Consider the following 19,243-nt stretch of genomic DNA (forward strand, 5'->3'; position numbering starts at 1 on the left):
TAGCACTCGAACTCATAGAGTGCTAAAACTGAAAAAAGAGGTGAGAGGAATGGAGCTTAGCGACAGAAAACTTAAGGTGCTGGCAGCGATTGTAGATGCTTATGTAAGAACCGGCGAGCCGGTAGGCTCAAAAACGCTGGCGGCCGACTTAGGCGTTTCCTCTGCCACCATTCGAAATGAAATGGCTGACTTAGCAGAAATTGGTTTGCTGGAACAGCCGCATACCTCCGCAGGGCGAATTCCCTCGCAAAAGGGCTACCGTATTTATATTGACCGGGTGATGAACCGAAAACCCGTTACACAGGAAGAACAGCGCTTTTTAGATGGCATGCTGTTCTCCAGTGCATACGACCAGCAAAAGCTGCTGGAGGGTGTTTCGCAAATGCTGGCGGGGCTTACCCGTTTTGCGGCGGTTTCAACCGCTCCCTCGGGCAAACGGGCAGATATTCGCGCATTGCAGTTTGTACAAACGAGCCGCAGAACCGCTATGCTGATTCTGCTTACCTCGGCAGGCACGATGAAGCACCAAATCTTCCGCTGTGAGTTCGACTTATCCCCTGAAATTTTAAGGGTGTTTTTCCGAGTGCTCAACGAGCGGCTGGCTGGTGTTCCTGTGGCGGCAGTCACCCCCGCATATATTCAAACGCTCGCCGCTTCTCTTGGCGATTTAACGGTGATGATGTCCTCCGCGCTGATGGCGCTCATGGAGGCCGCACAAGAATCCGTTGAACCAGAGGTTCGCCTCAACGGGCAAATGAATTTGCTGTTTTACCCCGAGTTTGAGCGTGGAAACGCCCGCCGGGTGATGGATTTTTTAGAACGCCCTCAGGATTTGGCAGAGCTGCTTTTGCAACCGCAAAAGGAAGTTCGCGTGATGATTGGGGATGAAACAAAACACCCCGAGCTGCGCGATTCGAGCATCATCGTGGCGCAATATGCCATTGATGGCCAGCGAGCCGGCGCAATTGGCGTAATTGGCCCAACCCGAATGGATTATGCAGGGCTAATTGGCAAGCTAGATTATTTGTCTCAAACCGTGGGGCGGCTCCTGACAGAGCTTCGTCAGGAAGAATAGGGAACAATGTAATGAAAATATAGAATGACAGGCTGCCGCGTGACGGCAGCAGAAAGGGGCAATCTCCTTGAGTAAAAAGGATGCAGCGAATCAGGCTGAATTGGAGAATGAAGTAAACACAGCGGAGCAGCCGCAGACAGAAACACCGGGAGGCAGTTCCAACGCTGAAATCAACCAGCTTCAGGAGCAGCTAGAGCAAACTGCCGCAGAGCTAGCAAAGCAGAAAGAACTGCTGCTGCGCACTGCCGCAGAATACGATAACTACCGCAAGCGTACAGACCGTGAGAAAACCATGGTTTATACCGACGCTACGGCAGATGCAATTGAAAAGGTTCTTCCCGTTTGTGATAATTTGGAGCGTGCACTTGCACAGCAGGGCGGCTCTGTGGAAGACCTACGCAAGGGCGTTGAAATGGTATTTAACCAGTTAACCGCCGCACTTGAAAAAATGGGTGTTACCGCAATTGGGGAGCCGGGCGAACCGTTCGACCCCGAAGTACACAACGCCGTATCTCATATTGAAGATGATTCACTTGGCGAAAATGTAATTGCCGTGGTTCTGCAAAAGGGCTACAAAATCGGCGACAAAATCATTCGCCACGCAATGGTTCAAGTGGCCAACTAAATTGGCCTGAATTTAAGAATCCGCCTTTTGTGAAACGGCGGTTGCCGATTTGTCGGCTAGATAAATATAAATAAATAATTTAACCTAAATTTTTGGAGGTAAATCGTATGGCAAAAACAATTGGTATCGACTTAGGTACAACAAACTCCTGCGTAGCAGTTATTGAGGGCGGCGAGCCGGTCGTTATTTCGAACGCAGAAGGCGCTCGCACCACTCCCTCTGTTGTTGCATTTTCTAAAACCGGTGAGCGTATGGTTGGTCAGGTGGCAAAACGCCAGGCAATCACAAACCCCGAGCGCACCATCGCTTCGATTAAAAGAGAAATGGGTACCGGCTTTAAGGTGAATATTGACGATAAGAGCTTTACTCCTCAAGAGATTTCTGCAATGATTCTGCAAAAGCTGAAGGCAGATGCAGAAGCCTATTTGGGTGAGCCTGTAACCTCCGCGGTTATTACCGTACCTGCTTACTTTACGGACGCACAGCGTCAGGCAACAAAGGATGCCGGTAAAATTGCTGGTTTGGATGTAAAGAGAATCATCAATGAGCCGACTGCTGCGGCATTGTCCTATGGCATCGATAAGGGCGACGACCAGAAGATTATGGTTTACGATTTGGGCGGCGGTACATTCGACGTTTCCATTATTGAAATGGGCGACGGTGTGCAGGAGGTTCTTGCTACTGCCGGTAACAACCGTTTAGGCGGCGACGACTTCGATAAGCGCGTGATGGACTGGATGGTTGACGCATTTAAGAGAGAAGCCGGTATTGACCTGAGCGGCGACAAAATGGCGATGCAGCGCCTCAAGGAAGCCGCAGAAAAGGCAAAGATTGAGCTTTCCGGCATGACCACCGCTTCCATTAATCTGCCTTTCATTACCGCAGATGCAACTGGCCCCAAGCACTTAGACCTTACTCTTACTCGTGCAAAGTTTAATGAGCTGACTGCTGACTTGGTTGAGAAGACCATGAGCCCGGTTCGCCAGGCTCTTCAGGATTCCGGCCTCCAGATTTCTGATATCAGCAAGGTGCTGATGGTTGGTGGTTCCTCCCGTATTCCTGCGGTTCAGGATGCGGTTAAGAACCTGACCGGAAAAGACCCCTTTAAGGGCATTAACCCCGACGAGTGCGTTGCCATCGGCGCTGCCTTGCAGGCAGGTGTTCTGGGCGGTGAGGTTCAGGGCTTGCTGCTGTTGGATGTTACTCCTCTTTCCCTTGGTGTTGAAACCATGGGTGGCGTCATGACCAAAATCATTGAGCGCAATACCACTATCCCCACCAAGAAGAGCCAGATTTTCTCCACCGCAGCAGATGGCCAGACTCAGGTTGAGGTTAACGTGTTGCAAGGTGAGCGTGAATTTGCCCGCGACAATAAGCAGCTTGCTCTGTTTAAGCTCGACGGCATTGCTCCCGCTCCTCGTGGAATCCCCCAGATTGAGGTTACCTTTGATTTGGATGCCAACGGCATTGTAAATGTTTCTGCAAAAGACCTTGGCACCGGCAAGGAACAGCATATCACCATTACCTCCAGCACAAACATGAACAAGGACGATATTGATAAGGCAGTGAAAGAAGCAGAGCAGTTTGCTGCGGAAGATAAAAAGCGCCGTGAAGAGGTTGACGCAAAGAACGAAGCGGAGAACCTTTGCTATTCCGTTGAAAAGCTGATTAGTGACAGCGGCGATAAGATTGACGAAGCGGACAAAAACGAGCTGAACCAGAAGGTTGCTGAGCTGAAGGGCATGCTTACCACTGCAACAGTGGAAGAGCTGAAGCTGAAAACAGAAGACGTGCAGAAGAGCCTGTACGCTGTGTCTGAAAAACTTTACAAAGCCAATGCACCGCAGGGCGGTGAAGCAGCTCCCGACATGGGCGGCCAGCCCCAGCAGGGCCCGGCAGAAGATGGCGGACAGACGGTGTACGATGCGGACTTTAAGGACGTAGACGACAGCCAGAAATAATTCCGGTATTTTCAACTTGGTGCATTTTGTGGTATTATATGCCCAGTGCATTTGTTATACAACGAAACGGGTGCCGCGGCACCATAGAAGCAATACAGCAAAGGGTGGCCTCGGCCGCCCTTTGTGAGGTATGCCGTGGTAATTGCCCGGCGCAGAAAATCGAGGGCAAGCGGGGTGTGTGATGCTCCGCTTGCCGCACCATGTGGGAGTGACTTGGCTTGGCGGATAAAAGGGATTACTATGAGGTGATGGGGGTACCCAAAAATGCCTCAGATGATGAAATAAAAAAAGCGTACCGCAAACTGGCAAAGCAGTACCACCCCGATTTAAACCCGGGGGATAAGGCTGCGGAGGCAAACTTTAAAGAGGTTAATGAGGCCTACGAGGTTTTGTCTGATAAAGAGAAAAAAGCGCGGTACGACCAGTTTGGCCATGCGGGTGTAGACCCGAACTTTGGCGGAGGCCCCGGTGGCAGCCCCTTTGATGGCGACATTGATTTGGGCGATATTTTCAACAGCTTTTTTGGCGGTGGTTTTGGTGCAGGGCGCAGTGCAAACCCCAATGCGCCACGGCGCGGGCGTGATGCACAGGCATCCGTTACCATCTCGTTTGAAGAGGCCGCGAAAGGCGTTAAAAAGCAAGTTTCTTATCAAAGAATTGAATCGTGCCAGTCTTGCGGCGGTTCCGGCGCAGAGAGCGGTACCGAGACAAAAACCTGCCCACAGTGCAGTGGCACTGGTCAAGTGCGGGTTAGCCAGCGCACTCCGTTCGGCGTAGTGCAAACCAGCCGCGGGTGTGACCGATGCGGCGGTAAGGGTAAAATTATTGACCACCCATGCCATTCTTGCAGCGGCACGGGGAGAGTTAGAAAAACAAAAACGCTCGAAATCACCATACCTGCCGGTATTGATGATGGGCAGACCTTAAACGTGGGCGGCCATGGCGATGCCGGAACAAACGGCGGACCCTCGGGCGATTTGCACGTGTATGTCACCGTTCGTCCCCATGCCATTTTTGAGCGCCGTGGGAACGATGTTTGGTGCGAAATGCCCATTACATTTACGCAGGCAACCTTGGGCGCAGAGGTCATTGTGCCTACTTTGGATGGTAAGGTAAGCTACCAAGTGCATGACGGCACACAGCCGGGCGATGTATTTAAGCTGCGCGGCAAGGGAATCTCGAACATTCATGGCCGCGGACGCGGCGACCAGTATGTGCGCGTAACGATTGAAGTGCCGAAGAACCTGACGGAACGCCAGAAAGAGATTCTACGGGAGTTCGACAGCACGGGCGACGAGCGCAACTACCAAAAGCGCAAAACCTTCTTCGATAAGATTAAAAACTTATTCGATGCAGAAAAATAATCTGTTATGGTAGTTTATAAAAAGGACTCCGCTTTCGCGGAGTCCTTTTTCATACCATTTACAGAAATTCTATTGTTTCTATTAGATATAAACATATATTAAAATTTAATTATATGTAACAAAATATATTATTAAAACGTTATATATATGAAAGCATCTTTTATATTTAGTTTAATTTTTTAAGAATAATGGAAGGGGGAAGTTTAATCTAAGGCGCTTTCATAATATGAAAATAGAGACTTAGAATGTAAAGGAGTTTGTAAAATGAAAAAGTTAATGAGTTTTGCACTAGCACTTACCATGATGATGAGTTTATTTGCCATGCCCGCTTTTGCTACGACTACGGCAAATCAAGACGGAAAAGAGGAGTTGCATACACAATCTTTTACAGTATACTTTTATAAAGATGGATCTACAATTAAACAAGATAATAAGCAAGGCAATAATAAAAATTTTGTTGTAGCACAAGCAGGAAAATTAAATGAAGTGCTTGGATCTGCTACTGTAACTATTACAAGAAGAGAAAGCGGAAAATGCTATATGAGTTGGGATGCTTATAGCTATGGTGGCTACTTTATTAAGGAAGCGAAAGTTAAATTATTATGCAAAAAGAGTGGCTTTGGAGGACAAACTTACTATAATAAAGAAAATAGTAAAAAGGGAAAGGGAGTAACTAGTACAGAAGTAAGTGGATACACTGATACATTTGGAGTGCTGAATTCCACAAACGTCATCTACGGAATTAGTAATTTTAATATGACATTTCATAACTATAAAGGAACTGTAAAGGCTTATAATCAAATGTGGGAAACGACAGTATAAAACTATGAAAAAAAGTTTGTTATTTAAAATTCTATTATTTTTTGTTGCGGCACTTTCTATATTTTCTGCTGCATTCCTGATTTATTCTCACTATTTTTTGAAAGATGTTTTCTTCAGTTTAATGGACGGCCCTACCTCTATTTTAACTGCCAACGGAGCCCCGATTTTTCAGGATTTACTCCGTTTTGATTTTTCCGTTCCATTGGGTGTTGTGATTCTGTTAGCTGCACCGATTGTTGTTGGAATAATCACATATCGTATGGGAAAAGAAAAAGGCAAGTCGTAAAATAGAGTAATTTTAATGCAATATAGGAAAATTCTGTAACAAAACAGGTACGAAAATCGTTATATAAAGTGAAGGCATTATTGGCAAAGATTTGATAATTATGTTTTGGAAAAGGAGGTTAATTTGGCTTAAGATTAAGCTACTGTTGCTGTTAGCTCAATCGAATTAAGTTTGTGAAAACATAAAAAGGCTTCGCGCAGGCGAAGCCTTTTTGATTTCTATATATAAACTCATTACCCAAAAGAAGTATTAAACTAAAAATATTGATATATATGTAAATCTGTTATATAATTATTATAAACTATAATATTGTGATTCTACTTTATAGTACTAAAGGAGTGGTTAATTCATGGATAAAACCTTGCAAAAGCAATGGCATCTGTTAGCATATCTTTTTATTATCTATGCGGTACTCTCCAGCACATATCGCATCTTAAAAGCGATGGCTGTGGTTAACTTGGCGATTTTAAAGACATTTTTGTTATGGCCGCCAATCATTTTGCTCTGTGCAATTCTTATTTTTTTCTTATGGCTTACAAAGAAGAGCGGACCCGACTGGAAAAAGTATACGCAAGAAAAACGGTTTGTTCAGCTTTTCTTTATGATTGGCTTAGGCTTGGCGTTTGTTAGCGGAATAATTGCAGATTATTTTATTTAGCTTAATTGGCGTTGCGAAATAAAGAATTGTTAAAGGGCGTATTGCTATATTTTTCATATTAGTTTGCATCGGGTTTATTTCTACACCATTGTTTTTATTTGTGTAACCAGTTTGATACATCAAACAAGTTTAAATGAGAAAGAGAGATGAAATATGAAAAAGAAATATATTTTTCTAGGCGTCATGGTGATACTCGGTATACTCATTGGGCTTTCTTATCCTGTATTTCATGTTAGCTTGCAAACGGCTAAAACTTTTCTTTATCTGTATTTGATCGTAATTCTAGCAGTCAATGCAGTAAAATCTTTTCGCGAGAAAAAAATGGATAGCGCAGTAATGAACCTGTTACCTATATTGCTTGCATTATGGTTTATGACTCGGCAGTACATGTAAAAAGAGTCTCTGCTATTAATGAAAGAAGGGAAATGTTATGAAAAAGGAATTTTGGTATAGAATTCAACAGTATATGCTCAGTGTATGCCCACTTTACTTACGGTAGGAGGGAATATTGTTTTGAAAAAAGAGTATTGGCTTGGAATACAAAATGAAATATTGGAAGAAAAGGGAATTTACAAACTATGGTTTTTTATATTTATCGTTTGCTTTGCTATACGGGGTGACCCACGTTACGGTGCAGTATTTTATTATTTACTACCTCTGGCCTTCTCTATTTTATCATTGGTTTTTTTGGCAGTGATATGGCATGTATGCAAGAAGGAAAGGTCACCAAAACAGAACCGAGAAATATTATCCTATATTATTATGTTTTTGATAGGAGCTGGCATCTCTATTTATGGCATCCTGTAAAACATTCAAAACCCGGCCTGTATCCGTGTGTTTTAGCGGATATAAGCCGGGTATCTTTCTTCTTTTAAGCAAATTACTTATTTTTATCAATGTAAATATTGAGTGCCTTTATCCCTCTTAGTCCAAAGCCAATTGCCGTAAGGTAAAGGAAGATGCGGAGAAACGATTCGATTCCCGCCAAAGAAGATATCCATAAAATCGAATTCATAGTAAAACCTCCCATTCCATGTTAAATAACAGAATACTTTTGCATTATATATACCATTTTAAAGAGAAAAACACAACGCTAAAAAAGGTAAAATAAACCAGTGGAGGAAAAAGGAAATGGCTCTCTAGCTGGCAGAAACTGTTTGTTTACACAATCTTCTTTTTTTTTAGCGCGCTCTATGCTATAATATGAACCGTATAAATGCGAAGATCATCATGCGAAACAGGTGCCGTTTCGCTTTAAATTGTGTTGAGGTGAAGACGATGAATATTTTGGCCAAGTTCTTTGGTAATTACAGCAAGCGCGAGCTGAAACGAATTCAGCCCCTTTGCGATGCTGTTCTGGCGTTAGAGGAAAAATATAAAGCCATGTCAGACGCCGAACTCAAAGCGCAGACCGCTGCGCTGAAAGAAAGGCTTGCAAATGGCGAAACGCTGGACGATATCCTACCTGATGCGTTTGCCGTTTGCCGAGAGGGTTCTGCCCGTATTCTAGAGATGCGGCACTTCCCGGTACAGATTATTGGCGGCATCGTGCTGCACCAAGGGCGCATTAGTGAAATGAAAACCGGTGAGGGTAAAACCTTGGTGGCAACGCTACCGGCTTACCTGAATGCACTGTCCGGCAAGGGTGTGCATGTAGTTACCGTCAACGATTACTTGGCTCGCCGTGACTCAGAATGGATGGGCAAGGTATTCCGTTTCCTAGGTCTTACCGTCGGGCTCATTGTTCACGATATGGACAATGATCAGCGCAAGGCTGCCTATGAGGCAGACATCACGTATGGCACCAACAACGAGATGGGCTTTGATTACCTACGCGATAACATGGTCATTTATAAAGAGAATAAGGTTCAGCGCGGCCATAACTACGCCATCGTCGATGAGGTGGACTCCATCCTCATTGATGAAGCCCGCACGCCCTTAATTATCTCTGGTCAAGGGGATAAATCAACGGATCTTTACACACATGCGGACCGTTTTGCGAAAAAGCTTAAAATGATTCGTGTAGCCGAGCTGGACGAAAAAGAGGATAACGATGAGCTGTATAAGGAATACGATTACATTGTAAATGAAAAGCTGAAAACAGCCTCCCTTACCCCTGAGGGTGTGAAAAAAGCGGAGCAGTTCTTTAGTATTGAAAATTTAACCGATGCGGATAACCTTACAATTCAGCACCACATTAATCAGGCAATAAAGGCAAACGGTGTTATGCGTAGCGATATTGACTACGTTGTCAAAGACGGCGAGGTCATTATTGTTGATGAATTTACCGGACGTTTGATGAATGGTCGCCGTTACAACGAGGGCTTACACCAGGCGATTGAAGCAAAAGAGGGCGTGGAGGTTGCTAGAGAAAGCAAAACACTGGCTACTATCACATTCCAGAACTACTTCCGCTTGTACACAAAGCTCTCCGGTATGACCGGTACGGCGATGACCGAGGAAGAGGAATTCCGTGAGATTTATAAGCTGGACGTTGTGGAGATTCCCACAAACCGTTCTCTTGCTCGTGAGGATTTGCCGGATGTTGTGTATAAAACAGAAAAGGCTAAGTTCGATGCCGTGATTGAAGATGTGGAGGAGCACTACAAAAAGGGACAACCTGTTTTGGTTGGTACCATCTCCATTGAAAAATCTGAAATTCTTAGCGGTATGCTTAAGCGACGCGGCGTAAAGCACGAGGTTCTTAATGCGAAGTACCATGAAAAGGAAGCAGAGATTGTTGCGCAGGCCGGTAAAAAGGGTGCGGTAACTATCGCAACCAACATGGCTGGTCGTGGTACCGATATTATGCTTGGTGGTAACGCCGAGTATATGGCAAAGTCTGAAATGCGCCGCATGGGCTTCTCAGAAGAACTGATTAGTGAATCCACCGCATATTCCGATACTCAGGATCCCGAGATTTTAGAGGCTCGCAAAACCTATGTGGAGCTGAATGAAAAATACAAAGAGCAGATTCGCCCAATTGCCGAAGAGGTTCGTTCCTTGGGCGGCCTGTATATCATTGGTACCGAGCGCCATGAATCCCGCCGTATTGATAACCAGCTGCGTGGTCGTGCCGGTCGTCAGGGAGACCCCGGTAAAAGCCGGTTCTTCATCTCGCTGGAAGACGATTTAATGCGTTTGTTCGGCGGTGAGCGTATCTCGAACCTGATGGATTCCCTCAAGGTGGAAGAGGATATGCCTATTGAAGCGGGCATGCTCTCAAAAACCATTGAAAGCGCCCAGCGCAAGGTGGAAGGCCGTAACTTTGGTATTCGTAAAAACGTTCTGCAATACGACGATGTTATGAACCGTCAGCGTGAGGTTATCTACAAGCAACGTGACCAAGTACTGGATGGTGAGAACATTCGCGGCCAAATCATTACCATGATTGAGCAAGCGATTGATACCAATATTAAGCGTTACCTGCCAGAAGACCAGCTGCATGACGATTGGGATTTCAAGGGACTGCGCGACCACTATATGGGTTGGCTCCTAAAGCCAGAGGACTTGGATTTCTCCCCGGAAGAGCTAGAGGATTTGGACCCCGAATATGTAAAGAACGAGCTGCTGCAAATTGCAAACCGCATGTACGAGCAGCGTGAAAAAGAATATAGCCCTGAAATTGTGCGCGAACTGGAGCGTGTAATTCTGCTCAAGAACGTAGACGTTCTCTGGATGGATCATATTGATGCCATGGAAGAGCTGCAGCGTGGTATTCGCTTGCGTGCGTATGCTCAGCGTGACCCGGTTGTTGAGTACCGTATGGAAGGCTTCGATATGTTCGATGCGATGATTTCACAAATTCGTGAAAATACGGCTCGCATGATGCTGACCGTACGCCTGCAAACACAGGAAGAGCCGAAACGCGAAGAGGTGGCAAAGCCCACCATGGCGACCGGTGCGGGTGACGGCAGTGAAGAGAATCACCCCGTCGTAAACGGCAGTAAGGTCGGCAGAAACGACCCCTGCCCCTGCGGAAGCGGTAAAAAGTATAAAAAGTGCTGTGGGAAAGACGAATAATTCGAAAGAATACTTTCTGGATTTACAAACAGCCACTAAAAAAGACTTGCCTTTCTGGCAAGTCTTTTTTATAATCGCAAACATGCTGCTCCCAACTCTACGATTCATAAATGGTATGAATTGAATCAACAAACAGAAAGAGGAATTCAAGAAATCAATTATGAAAAATAATAGCCATACTTCGTTACGGACATAAAGAGTAATGTTCGTTTTATAACGTGCGATTTTGAATTATTTTGAAATTTTTTCATATAAAGCACAAAAACTATTGCATTATTTTTATTTATCAGTATAATTTATAATAGATACCGGATAAGGGATGCTTTCTATTCCAGCCCCCTCTAGTTGGAATACCCACCGGTCTTCGTTTGATTACTCTCTCTTTTTTAATACCAAGGCGCCGCTTAGCGGCGCCTTGGTATTTTTTTATCCATCTTCAGTAATATCTTTGCTTTTATAACTGCTTGCTTTCACTTTCCTCAGGTACAAAACGAAACTTCTCAATATCGCTCAGGCGAAAATGGCGTAAATCAAAGCAGGCTCCCTTTTCCGTACCAATACATAGCCGCACTTGGCAGCGCCCGCTTCGTTTTTGGAAAGGGTTTTGGCGTATCACAACAATTTGTACCGCGCGTTTGGGAACCACCGCGGTAAACAATTGATCTTTAATATAGCCGCAAGCAGTAATGTGTGTGCTATCTTCCGCCAAAAAGGTATTGCGGTATGCGGCAAGGCGGAGCAGCAGATAATAAAGTGGGAAAGCGAACAAGAACAAAATGAGTGGTGAAAACAAGGGTAGATAGCGAACAAATAATAAATACAGAACCAAAATGCCCCCAGCATTTAGCAGAGGAGAAAGCAGAAAGCTAAACAATGAATTTTTGGAAGGCCGAATCACGCTCATTCCTTCTCTTGAGAAAAAATAAGGGGATTCCTTTGGGTAAAAGCGAGCAAGGTGATGCCGTAACTCAGGCGTGGTAGCCGCAGCCATTAGCAGGCTTCGGTCTCCCTTTTCTTTGCCGGAACCAATGGTGTGCAGGTATACGGAGGATAGGTGAAACAGGCGCATCATAAGGGTTTGCCGTATTGCAACGGCTCGTATGGCCTGGTTGGTGAGCAGTTGGCGGCTGCGAAAAATCATCCCCCGTGAGATCATCGTTCCAGTGGGACATACCCCTGCGGTAAAGAAGGCATAACGAAAAAATTGAACAAGAAAAGCGCAGAACCACCCCAATGCCATTAGCCAACCAACAATTGCAACCGTAGGAGGTAGCCCCCAAGCCATAAGCCGCTCCGTTTGGTTTACATTATCGTAAATACCGTAAAGCCGCTGTGTGAGCTCATCCCCTAAAATCTTGCTTGCCCGGTTAAATAAGATACCGATTAATAATAAGCCGGATGCCGGGTTTGACCATGATATTGCCATAAGAACCACACGAATTGAGCTGGCAGCATATCGGTGTGAAATCTCTTCGCGCAATTGCTGCCACCAAAGTAACGGTGCTTTCTTAGGCAGCAACAAGGTAAGGCTTGGCTTTTTTGCATTGGCGGCAGGGCTATCGAGCATCACCTGCGCCGCTCCAAAGAGATCTAATATCGGATTAAGACGAAGAAAAACCGAAGCAACACAATCTGCCGGGAGTATTTTTTGCTTCTGGAAAAACAACCCGCTTTTCCAATACAATATGGAGAGGCTGCGCCCGTTTTCTTCTACGGCCGTTACTCCGTAACCGCAGCTTAGGTATTGAAAATAAGCAATCCCTACAATCCCTACTACGCTGGGTAGGCTGCTCCAGGCCACCTCCGAAAACGGTGCCAGAAAAATAGCTTGCAATATTGGGAAAATCAAAAGGAAGAAGAAGCGCGACAGATACGTCCATAAGGTAACAATATGGGGTCGTTTAGTCATCGGCGGCCTCCTCAATCCATTGCATTAGCGTTCGTGCATCTTTTTCAGCAAGCTGGCGCAATTTAATAGGCGCACCCACTGGCCGCACGGAAAGCGTACATAGCCCCAGTGCACTTTGCAGTGGGGTATGCGAAATGGTCGCTGTGAGGATGCTCTCTAACCGAAGTGAGGTTTTTACCGTAAAGAGCAAGCCGATTTTCCAAGTAAGGCGCCCATCTTCCAGAGATACATATGCCGTTTGAAACAGGCGGGGAGTATACCAAAAGAAATACAATAAGTATATTGTGATTACGACTATACAAATAGTAATACCTGCAATGGGGAGAAGTACCGCAACCGCTCCACTTAAAAAACAGAAAAGCAGTGCTGCGAGTGTTCCTTGAATACGCCATAGGCAGATACTCTTTTTTCCCAGACCAAATTTCAAAGCAATCACTCCGTTTAAAAATCCATTCTATCTGCGCTGGTTCACAATGATTTTGAAGAGAAGAATGGGCGGTAGTATTGTTCCCAAAATTTGCGGATTCTATAAGATTAATTGGCAGTGGGAGACAAAGCGTATTGCAATAATGCCTCTGGATTTCGTATTTCAATGCTGCGGTAGTGTGTGCGAACCCAACCGTTCCGCGTTAGCTCTCCCAATACACGGCTTACTGTAACTCGAGAGACCCCAGCCATGCTTGCCAAATCCTCATGTGAACACGCAATGGTCTGGCCATGTAGTCCTCCACTAAGCTCGGTGAGTATTTTGGCAATACGGCGGTCGGCCTGTAAAAAGGTCATGTGGTCTACTTGGTTTGAGAGCATTCGAACTGTTTTTGAAAATAAATGCAGTAATTGAAAAGCAAGCATCGGTTCTTCACGAAAGCAATGGAGAAGAAGCTCACGGCTTACGGGGATTATCTGCGATTTTTCAAGCGTTCGTGCCGAAGATACACGGGGCAGGCCATCAAAAAAGGCGGCTTCCCCAAAAATATTGCCGGGCGTAAGTAGAGCTAGTGTTTTTTCCTGCCCGTTTTCTGAGCTTATCGAAATTCGCACCTTGCCACTTTTCAGGTAATAAAAACGTTCGGCGACCTCCCCCTGCCGGTAAATCATTTGATTTCCCGGGTATAGCCGTGGGGTCTCTATTTGTTCTAGAACCTCCCATAAACTCTTTGCTGAGTGGTTTGGCTGTTCCAATTTCATTCACTCCCATAAACCAACTTATGTATTTAAATGTGTACTATATATTATTTATAAATTTTTTAGATTGTAACATGATTTACATTCTTCGCGCAAGAGGAATGCGATAATAGAGAAAACAAAGCCAAAGGCGTGAAATGACATGCCGATGGTTTTTAACACAGCAGGGGAGGTTTTGAACCGATGGGAATGACGATGACGCAAAAGATTTTGGCAGCTAAGGCCGCTTTGCCGCAGGTGACTGCCGGGCAATTGGTAGAAGCAACGCTGGATTTGGTTTTGGGGAACGACATCACCAGCCCGGTGGCGATTAATGAATTTGAAAAAAGTGGAGCCTCAGGAGTGTTTCACAAGGATAAAATTGCATTGGTGCTCGACCATTTTACACCAAACAAAGACATTAAAGCGGCGGAGCAGTGTCGCCAAACGCGCAACTTTGCTGACCAATACGACATCACCAATTTCTTCGATGTTGGTCAAATGGGGATTGAGCATGCGCTTCTGCCGGAGCAAGGCCTTGTGGGTCCGGGAGATTGTGTCATTGGGGCAGATTCTCACACCTGCACATATGGCGCCTTAGGTGCTTTCTCTACCGGAGTAGGCTCAACGGATATGGCAGCGGGCATGATTACCGGTAAGGCATGGTTTAAAGTGCCAGGAGCCATTCGCGTGGTGCTCAAGGGGCAGTGTCCCAAATGGGTGTCTGGAAAAGATGTGATTTTGCACCTCATTGGAAAAATTGGTGTGGATGGAGCCTTGTACCAATCTTTGGAGTTTACCGGTGAGGGCGTAAAATCGCTCTCGATAGACGACCGCTTGTGTATTGCAAACATGGCAATTGAAGCGGGTGCCAAAAATGGAATCTTCCCGGTGGATGAAGTCACACTTGCTTACTGTAAGAATCGTTTTCAGCGCGCTCCGGTTATTTATACGGCAGATGAAGACGCAAAATACGATAGCGAGATTGTCATTAACCTTTCGGATTTACGCCCAACGATTGCATTCCCTCACCTGCCGGAGAATACCCGCACCATTGATGAGGCGGGTACGGTGAAGATAGACCAAGCCGTGATTGGCTCCTGCACCAACGGACGCATGGAAGACCTGCGTGCCGCCGCAGAGATATTAAAGGGACGTAAGGTCAACAAGCGTGTGCGCTGCATTATTATTCCCGGAACACAGAGTATTTATCTTCAAGCAATTCGAGAAGGCTTGGCAGAAATTTTTGTAGAGGCTGGGGCGGTGTTCTCAACGCCAACCTGTGGGCCGTGCCTTGGCGGACATATGGGCATTCTCGGCAAAGGTGAGCGTTCGGTTTCCACTACGAATCGCAACTTTGTAGGGAGAATGGGTCATATTGAGTCTGAAGTTTACTTGGCTAGCCCTGCTGTGGCGGCAGCCAGTGCGGTTACCGGTGTACTCACAGACCCCGCCGCGCTGTTTACCGGAAAGGAGGATGCACAATGAATGCACAAGGTACCGTACACAAGTATGGCGATAATGTAGATACCGATGTGATTATTCCTGCCCGTTACCTGAATACTTCTTCTCATCAGGAGCTGGCGCAGCACTGCATGGTAGACATTGACGCAGATTTTGTAAACCGGGTAAAACCGGGAGATATTATGGTGGCGAATAAAAACTTTGGGTGTGGTTCTTCCCGTGAACATGCTCCCATTGCAATTAAGGCCAGCGGAATTTCCTGTGTAATTGCTGCAACCTATGCCAGGATTTTCTACCGCAATGCAATTAACATCGGCTTGCCCATACTCGAATGCGAAGAGGCGGCGCGTGAGATTCAGGCGGGGGATGAGGTTAGTGTGGATTTTGACACTGGCGTTATCCGCGACCTTACCACTGGCAAAACATATCAGGCACAGCCGTTTCCGCCGTTCATTCAAAACATCATTTCAAAGGGCGGGCTGCTCAACAGTATTACAAATCCGTAAGAGAGAGCATCTTTTACAAAGCAAAAGCAGGGGCGGGATTCAACTAATCCCGCCCCTGCTTTTTGCGCTTAACAAACTAGATTCTGACCGATTTAAGAAAAGGGTTCGAACACAGTGCTTTGTGTAATGCAATATAAAGTAAAATCAATTTTTAGCGTTATGTCTAGCCGTTCTCGTTTCACAACCAGGGGTTAAATACAGATGGTTGGAATTGCTCATAAATTGCTAGTGCAGAGCTACATCACACAAAGACCAAACTCAGCAGAAACGGGGTGCCTTTCGTAATAAGTTTGGGTATAGGTTGTTTTAAGCCATTTGGGGAATCGTTCCGTTCTCTTTATTTCAGAGGGTATGGTAATAACAGCAGAGCCCATAAAATTCACAACCGTATCGGGAGTGGCGTTTGGCAACCACCAATCGGTACTTTGATCTTCCAAAGACCATTCACCTCCGCTAAGCCGTTCCCAGCCCATCTTTTTCACGGTATTTATCTGCGCAAAGGAATCCCAATAATAGATTTCTACAATTGCGTAGAGCCTGGCTTCCTTGTCACCCTCTACAACGTCTTTATATATCTTTCGGGTGATTATACGACCCTGATCTGCGTTATTCTTGCTAGAAGTACTCCCGCCCACTGTATTTAACGTTTTTCCGATGGCTTCTTCAGTATTTGCAATTAACACCTCACCGGTACCATTCTTTTGCCCCAATCGTATTTGAGATAAATCAAATGGGGAATGAAGAAAGAGTTCATTGAACTCAATGTGCAATCCGTTGCCTATTGCAGAGTGGATGGAATCTGCCAGATAAGCAGGTATATATAGAAATATGGATAATAGGGAACTTAATAGCAGGCTAAGCGCTTTCGTCCAAATTTTCAGCATATGTACCTCCTTTTATCACAATCATAATATATATCATCAAGTATATCGTTTTCATTTGCATATTGCAACTAAATCTAAGAATTTATTCGCTAAAAGCAAATAAAGCTCAATATAGCAAAAAAACATAAAACTGCCGGAGAATCACCTTTGCGGGGGATTCTCCGGCAGTTTGCTTTATTGTATTTTATTCAGCTTTCTCTGCTGCTTTCGCGGCATCTATTACTTTCTGAGCCATCTGTGCTGGTGCTTCTTCATAACGGACAAAGGCAAAGGTGAAGCTGCCACGCCCTTGCGTTACCTGGCGAATAAATGTGGTAAAGTCATGCATTTCTGCCATAGGTACTTCTGCCTCTACCACCTGCATTCCGTCTGCACCGGGGTTCATACCCATAATGCGTCCGCGGCGTTTGTTTACCTCACCCATTATATCGCCTGTGTTGGAATCCGGCACGGTAGCGTTTAAGGTACCAATGGGTTCTAATAAAACGGGGGATGCCTGTGGCATTCCGGTTTTATAGGCAACGGCTGCTGCCAGTTTAAATGCCATTTCGGAGGAATCAACCGGGTGGTATGAGCCATCATACAGGGTGGCTTTCAGGCCAACCACGGGGTACCCCGCCAATGGGCCTTTTAAAATGCACTCACGCAGGCCCTTTTCAACCGCAGGGAAGAAACCCTTTGGCACAGAGCCGCCAACCACGCGCTCGCCAAACTCTAGGCCGTCGCTGTCGCAAGGTGCAAACTCAATCCAAACGTCACCAAATTGGCCGTGACCGCCGGTTTGCTTCTTATGGCGACCCTGAACCTGTACCTTTTTGCGAATAGTTTCGCGGAACGGTACGCGTGGTTCTGTTAAGGTAATCTCGACCCCGAATTTGCTCTTTAGCTTCGAAACAACCACATCCAAATGCTGTTCGCCGAGGCCGGTGAGAATCATCTGGCGAATTTCCGGATTGTTTACAAACCGAAGAGTGGGGTCTTCTTCCAATAGACGCAGGATGCCCTGTGCAATTTTATCTTCGTCGCCCTTGGCTTTCGGCACAATCGCCATAGAAAGCGTGGGAGCGGGATAATCAACGCCGTCGAGTACGACTTTGCGTGCAGGGGAGCAAAGGGTATCTCCCGTACCGGTGCTTTGCAGCTTTGGTACTGCGCCAATGTCACCGGCGACAAGTACCTGTGCGTCCTCCTGTTTTTTACCCCGAATGGTAATCACCTTACCAATGCGCTCGGGATTTCCAGTTCTCATATTAACCAACGGAGTTTCCGTAGTGATTTTTCCGGAGATGACTTTCAGATAGGATAGTCTGCCGATGAATGGGTCAGCAATTGTTTTAAAGACGATAGCAGCCGCGGCACCATCCTCATTTGGAGAAAGCTCCACGGGGTTGCCGTCAACATCCATCCCCAGCTCTCCGCTCTTTTCTTCTGCGGAGGGCGCCAGCCAAATAAGCCCGTTGAGTAGTTGTTCGATTCCATAAGTAAGTTGAGCATCACCGCAGAAAACGGGGCTGATGGTTCCGCTTTTTACGCCCTTGCTAACGCCAACAATCACTTCTTCTGGTGTAAACTGCTCGCCGGAGAAATATTTTTCAAACATTTCATCGCTGGTCTCCGCAACGGCTTCATAAATTGCCGTGCGCAGGCCATCCAAACGGTCGCCCATGTCGGGCATCGGCACCTCAACCGGCGTTCCGTTTTGGTATTGATAGGCTTTGTACTCCAATATGTTCACATAGCAGTCGGCATTGCCGTTTACAATGTACGGAACAACCACCGGGCACACAGATGGCCCAAAGCTGGCTTTTAAATCTTCAAACACACGGTAAAAGCGTGCGCTTTCATCGCAGAGGCCGTTGACAAAAAAGATTTTGGAAAGCCCGCGAGCTGCGGCCGCTTGGCTGGCTTTTTCGGTTCCAACCAGTACACCAGATTTACCGGAAACGGTAATCAAAACAGAATCCGCGGCACGAACCGCTTCATAAAGCCCGCCTTCAAAGTCAAACAGGCCGGGAGTATCGATCAAATTAATCTTATGGTTCTTCCACTCTAGCGGAGCAACCGCTGCTCCCACGGATGCTTTACGGCGGATTTCTTCTGGGTCGTAATCGCAAACCGTATTTCCTTCCCCTACCTTTCCCAACCGGTCAGACGCGCCGGACAAAAACAGCAATGCCTCTGCCAGCGTGGTCTTTCCCGAGCCACTGTGGCCCGCGATCGCAATGTTCAGAATATTTTTCGCATGATACTGCTTCACTTGGTAAAACTCCTTTCAAGATGCCCCAGCCGGGGCAGTAGGGTATTGCCGGGAGACTGTTCTGTAAAAACAGGAGTCATTTGGATATTCCATACAATCCATTCCCAGTTATTATTTACAATTATATCCTGTTTTCACATAGGAAGCAATGCTTTCTAATAAATTATACGCTTTAAATAAGAGGATTTTATGGAAACTATACAATTTCACGAATTCGTTTTCTGCCAGATGTTTCCCCTGTTTTT

17 protein-coding genes are annotated in these 19,243 nt (G+C 46.0%); 11 read left to right on the plus strand and 6 right to left on the minus strand.

Annotated features, from left to right (window positions below; genetic code table 11):
• Positions 1–49 precede the first annotated feature (49 nt).
• The 8 genes from hrcA (at position 50) to CAN90_RS00745 (ending at position 7,598) form a co-directional block, all read left to right on the plus strand.
• Entirely contained in the window at positions 50–1,075 is a 1,026-nt protein-coding gene (gene hrcA / locus CAN90_RS00705) for a heat-inducible transcriptional repressor HrcA (protein WP_085831918.1), read from the plus strand.
• A gap of 67 nt (positions 1,076–1,142) precedes the next feature.
• Complete coding sequence (gene grpE / locus CAN90_RS00710; protein ID WP_085831919.1) at positions 1,143–1,700, plus strand: nucleotide exchange factor GrpE; 558 nt, start codon at positions 1,143–1,145, stop codon at positions 1,698–1,700.
• A gap of 107 nt (positions 1,701–1,807) precedes the next feature.
• The gene (dnaK, locus tag CAN90_RS00715) at positions 1,808–3,661 is read left to right on the plus strand and encodes a molecular chaperone DnaK (protein ID WP_085831920.1); all 1,854 of its coding nucleotides are present in this window, start codon (positions 1,808–1,810) and stop codon (positions 3,659–3,661) included.
• Positions 3,662–3,879: 218 nt separating this feature from the next.
• Positions 3,880–5,025: a molecular chaperone DnaJ gene (gene dnaJ / locus CAN90_RS00720; RefSeq protein ID WP_085831921.1), complete on the plus strand. Its 1,146-nt coding sequence runs from the start codon at positions 3,880–3,882 to the stop codon at positions 5,023–5,025.
• Positions 5,026–5,289: 264 nt separating this feature from the next.
• Positions 5,290–5,847 carry a hypothetical protein gene (locus CAN90_RS00725; RefSeq protein WP_085831922.1) on the plus strand — a complete coding sequence of 186 codons (558 nt, stop codon included), beginning with the start codon at positions 5,290–5,292 and terminating at the stop codon, positions 5,845–5,847.
• 4 nt (positions 5,848–5,851) lie between these two features.
• The gene (locus tag CAN90_RS00730; protein WP_085831923.1) at positions 5,852–6,133 is read left to right on the plus strand and encodes a hypothetical protein; all 282 of its coding nucleotides are present in this window, start codon (positions 5,852–5,854) and stop codon (positions 6,131–6,133) included.
• 349 nt (positions 6,134–6,482) lie between these two features.
• Positions 6,483–6,791, plus strand: coding sequence for a hypothetical protein (locus CAN90_RS00735; RefSeq protein ID WP_085831924.1), 309 nt, complete (start codon positions 6,483–6,485; stop codon positions 6,789–6,791).
• A gap of 513 nt (positions 6,792–7,304) precedes the next feature.
• Positions 7,305–7,598 carry a hypothetical protein gene (locus CAN90_RS00745; protein WP_085831926.1) on the plus strand — a complete coding sequence of 98 codons (294 nt, stop codon included), beginning with the start codon at positions 7,305–7,307 and terminating at the stop codon, positions 7,596–7,598.
• 73 nt (positions 7,599–7,671) lie between these two features.
• Here the strand turns inward: CAN90_RS00745 and CAN90_RS13850 are convergent, their stop codons facing one another.
• Positions 7,672–7,806 (minus strand): hypothetical protein, encoded by a 135-nt coding sequence (locus tag CAN90_RS13850; RefSeq protein ID WP_278335028.1) that lies wholly within the window; start codon positions 7,804–7,806, stop codon positions 7,672–7,674.
• A gap of 263 nt (positions 7,807–8,069) precedes the next feature.
• Between CAN90_RS13850 and secA the strand changes: the two genes are divergently transcribed.
• Positions 8,070–10,814: a preprotein translocase subunit SecA gene (secA, locus tag CAN90_RS00750; RefSeq protein ID WP_085831927.1), complete on the plus strand. Its 2,745-nt coding sequence runs from the start codon at positions 8,070–8,072 to the stop codon at positions 10,812–10,814.
• 454 nt (positions 10,815–11,268) lie between these two features.
• Here secA and CAN90_RS00755 read toward each other — a convergent pair whose 3' ends face one another.
• The 3 genes from CAN90_RS00755 to CAN90_RS00765 form a co-directional block, all read right to left on the minus strand.
• Complete coding sequence (locus CAN90_RS00755; protein ID WP_085831928.1) at positions 11,269–12,723, minus strand: YdbT family protein; 1,455 nt, start codon at positions 12,721–12,723, stop codon at positions 11,269–11,271.
• Entirely contained in the window at positions 12,716–13,150 is a 435-nt protein-coding gene (locus tag CAN90_RS00760; protein ID WP_085831929.1) for a PH domain-containing protein, read from the minus strand. Before CAN90_RS00760 ends, CAN90_RS00755 begins: the two co-directional genes overlap by 8 nt.
• A gap of 107 nt (positions 13,151–13,257) precedes the next feature.
• Positions 13,258–13,905 (minus strand): Crp/Fnr family transcriptional regulator, encoded by a 648-nt coding sequence (locus tag CAN90_RS00765; protein WP_085831930.1) that lies wholly within the window; start codon positions 13,903–13,905, stop codon positions 13,258–13,260.
• A gap of 186 nt (positions 13,906–14,091) precedes the next feature.
• Between CAN90_RS00765 and leuC the strand changes: the two genes are divergently transcribed.
• On the plus strand, positions 14,092–15,375 hold the full coding sequence (gene leuC, locus CAN90_RS00770) for a 3-isopropylmalate dehydratase large subunit (protein ID WP_085831931.1): 1,284 nt from the start codon (positions 14,092–14,094) through the stop codon (positions 15,373–15,375).
• Positions 15,372–15,857 (plus strand): 3-isopropylmalate dehydratase small subunit, encoded by a 486-nt coding sequence (gene leuD / locus CAN90_RS00775; RefSeq protein ID WP_085831932.1) that lies wholly within the window; start codon positions 15,372–15,374, stop codon positions 15,855–15,857. The genes leuC and leuD overlap by 4 nt, the downstream gene beginning before the upstream one ends.
• A 236-nt stretch (positions 15,858–16,093) precedes the next feature.
• Here the strand turns inward: leuD and CAN90_RS00780 are convergent, their stop codons facing one another.
• Positions 16,094–16,741, minus strand: coding sequence for a hypothetical protein (locus CAN90_RS00780; protein ID WP_085831933.1), 648 nt, complete (start codon positions 16,739–16,741; stop codon positions 16,094–16,096).
• A 184-nt stretch (positions 16,742–16,925) separates the two neighbouring features.
• Positions 16,926–18,998 (minus strand): elongation factor G, encoded by a 2,073-nt coding sequence (locus CAN90_RS00785; protein ID WP_085831934.1) that lies wholly within the window; start codon positions 18,996–18,998, stop codon positions 16,926–16,928.
• Positions 18,999–19,243 lie beyond the last annotated feature (245 nt).

It is taken from the genome of Clostridium merdae (assembly GCF_900176635.1).
Classification (GTDB): domain Bacteria; phylum Bacillota; class Clostridia; order Oscillospirales; family Acutalibacteraceae; genus Faecalispora; species Faecalispora merdae.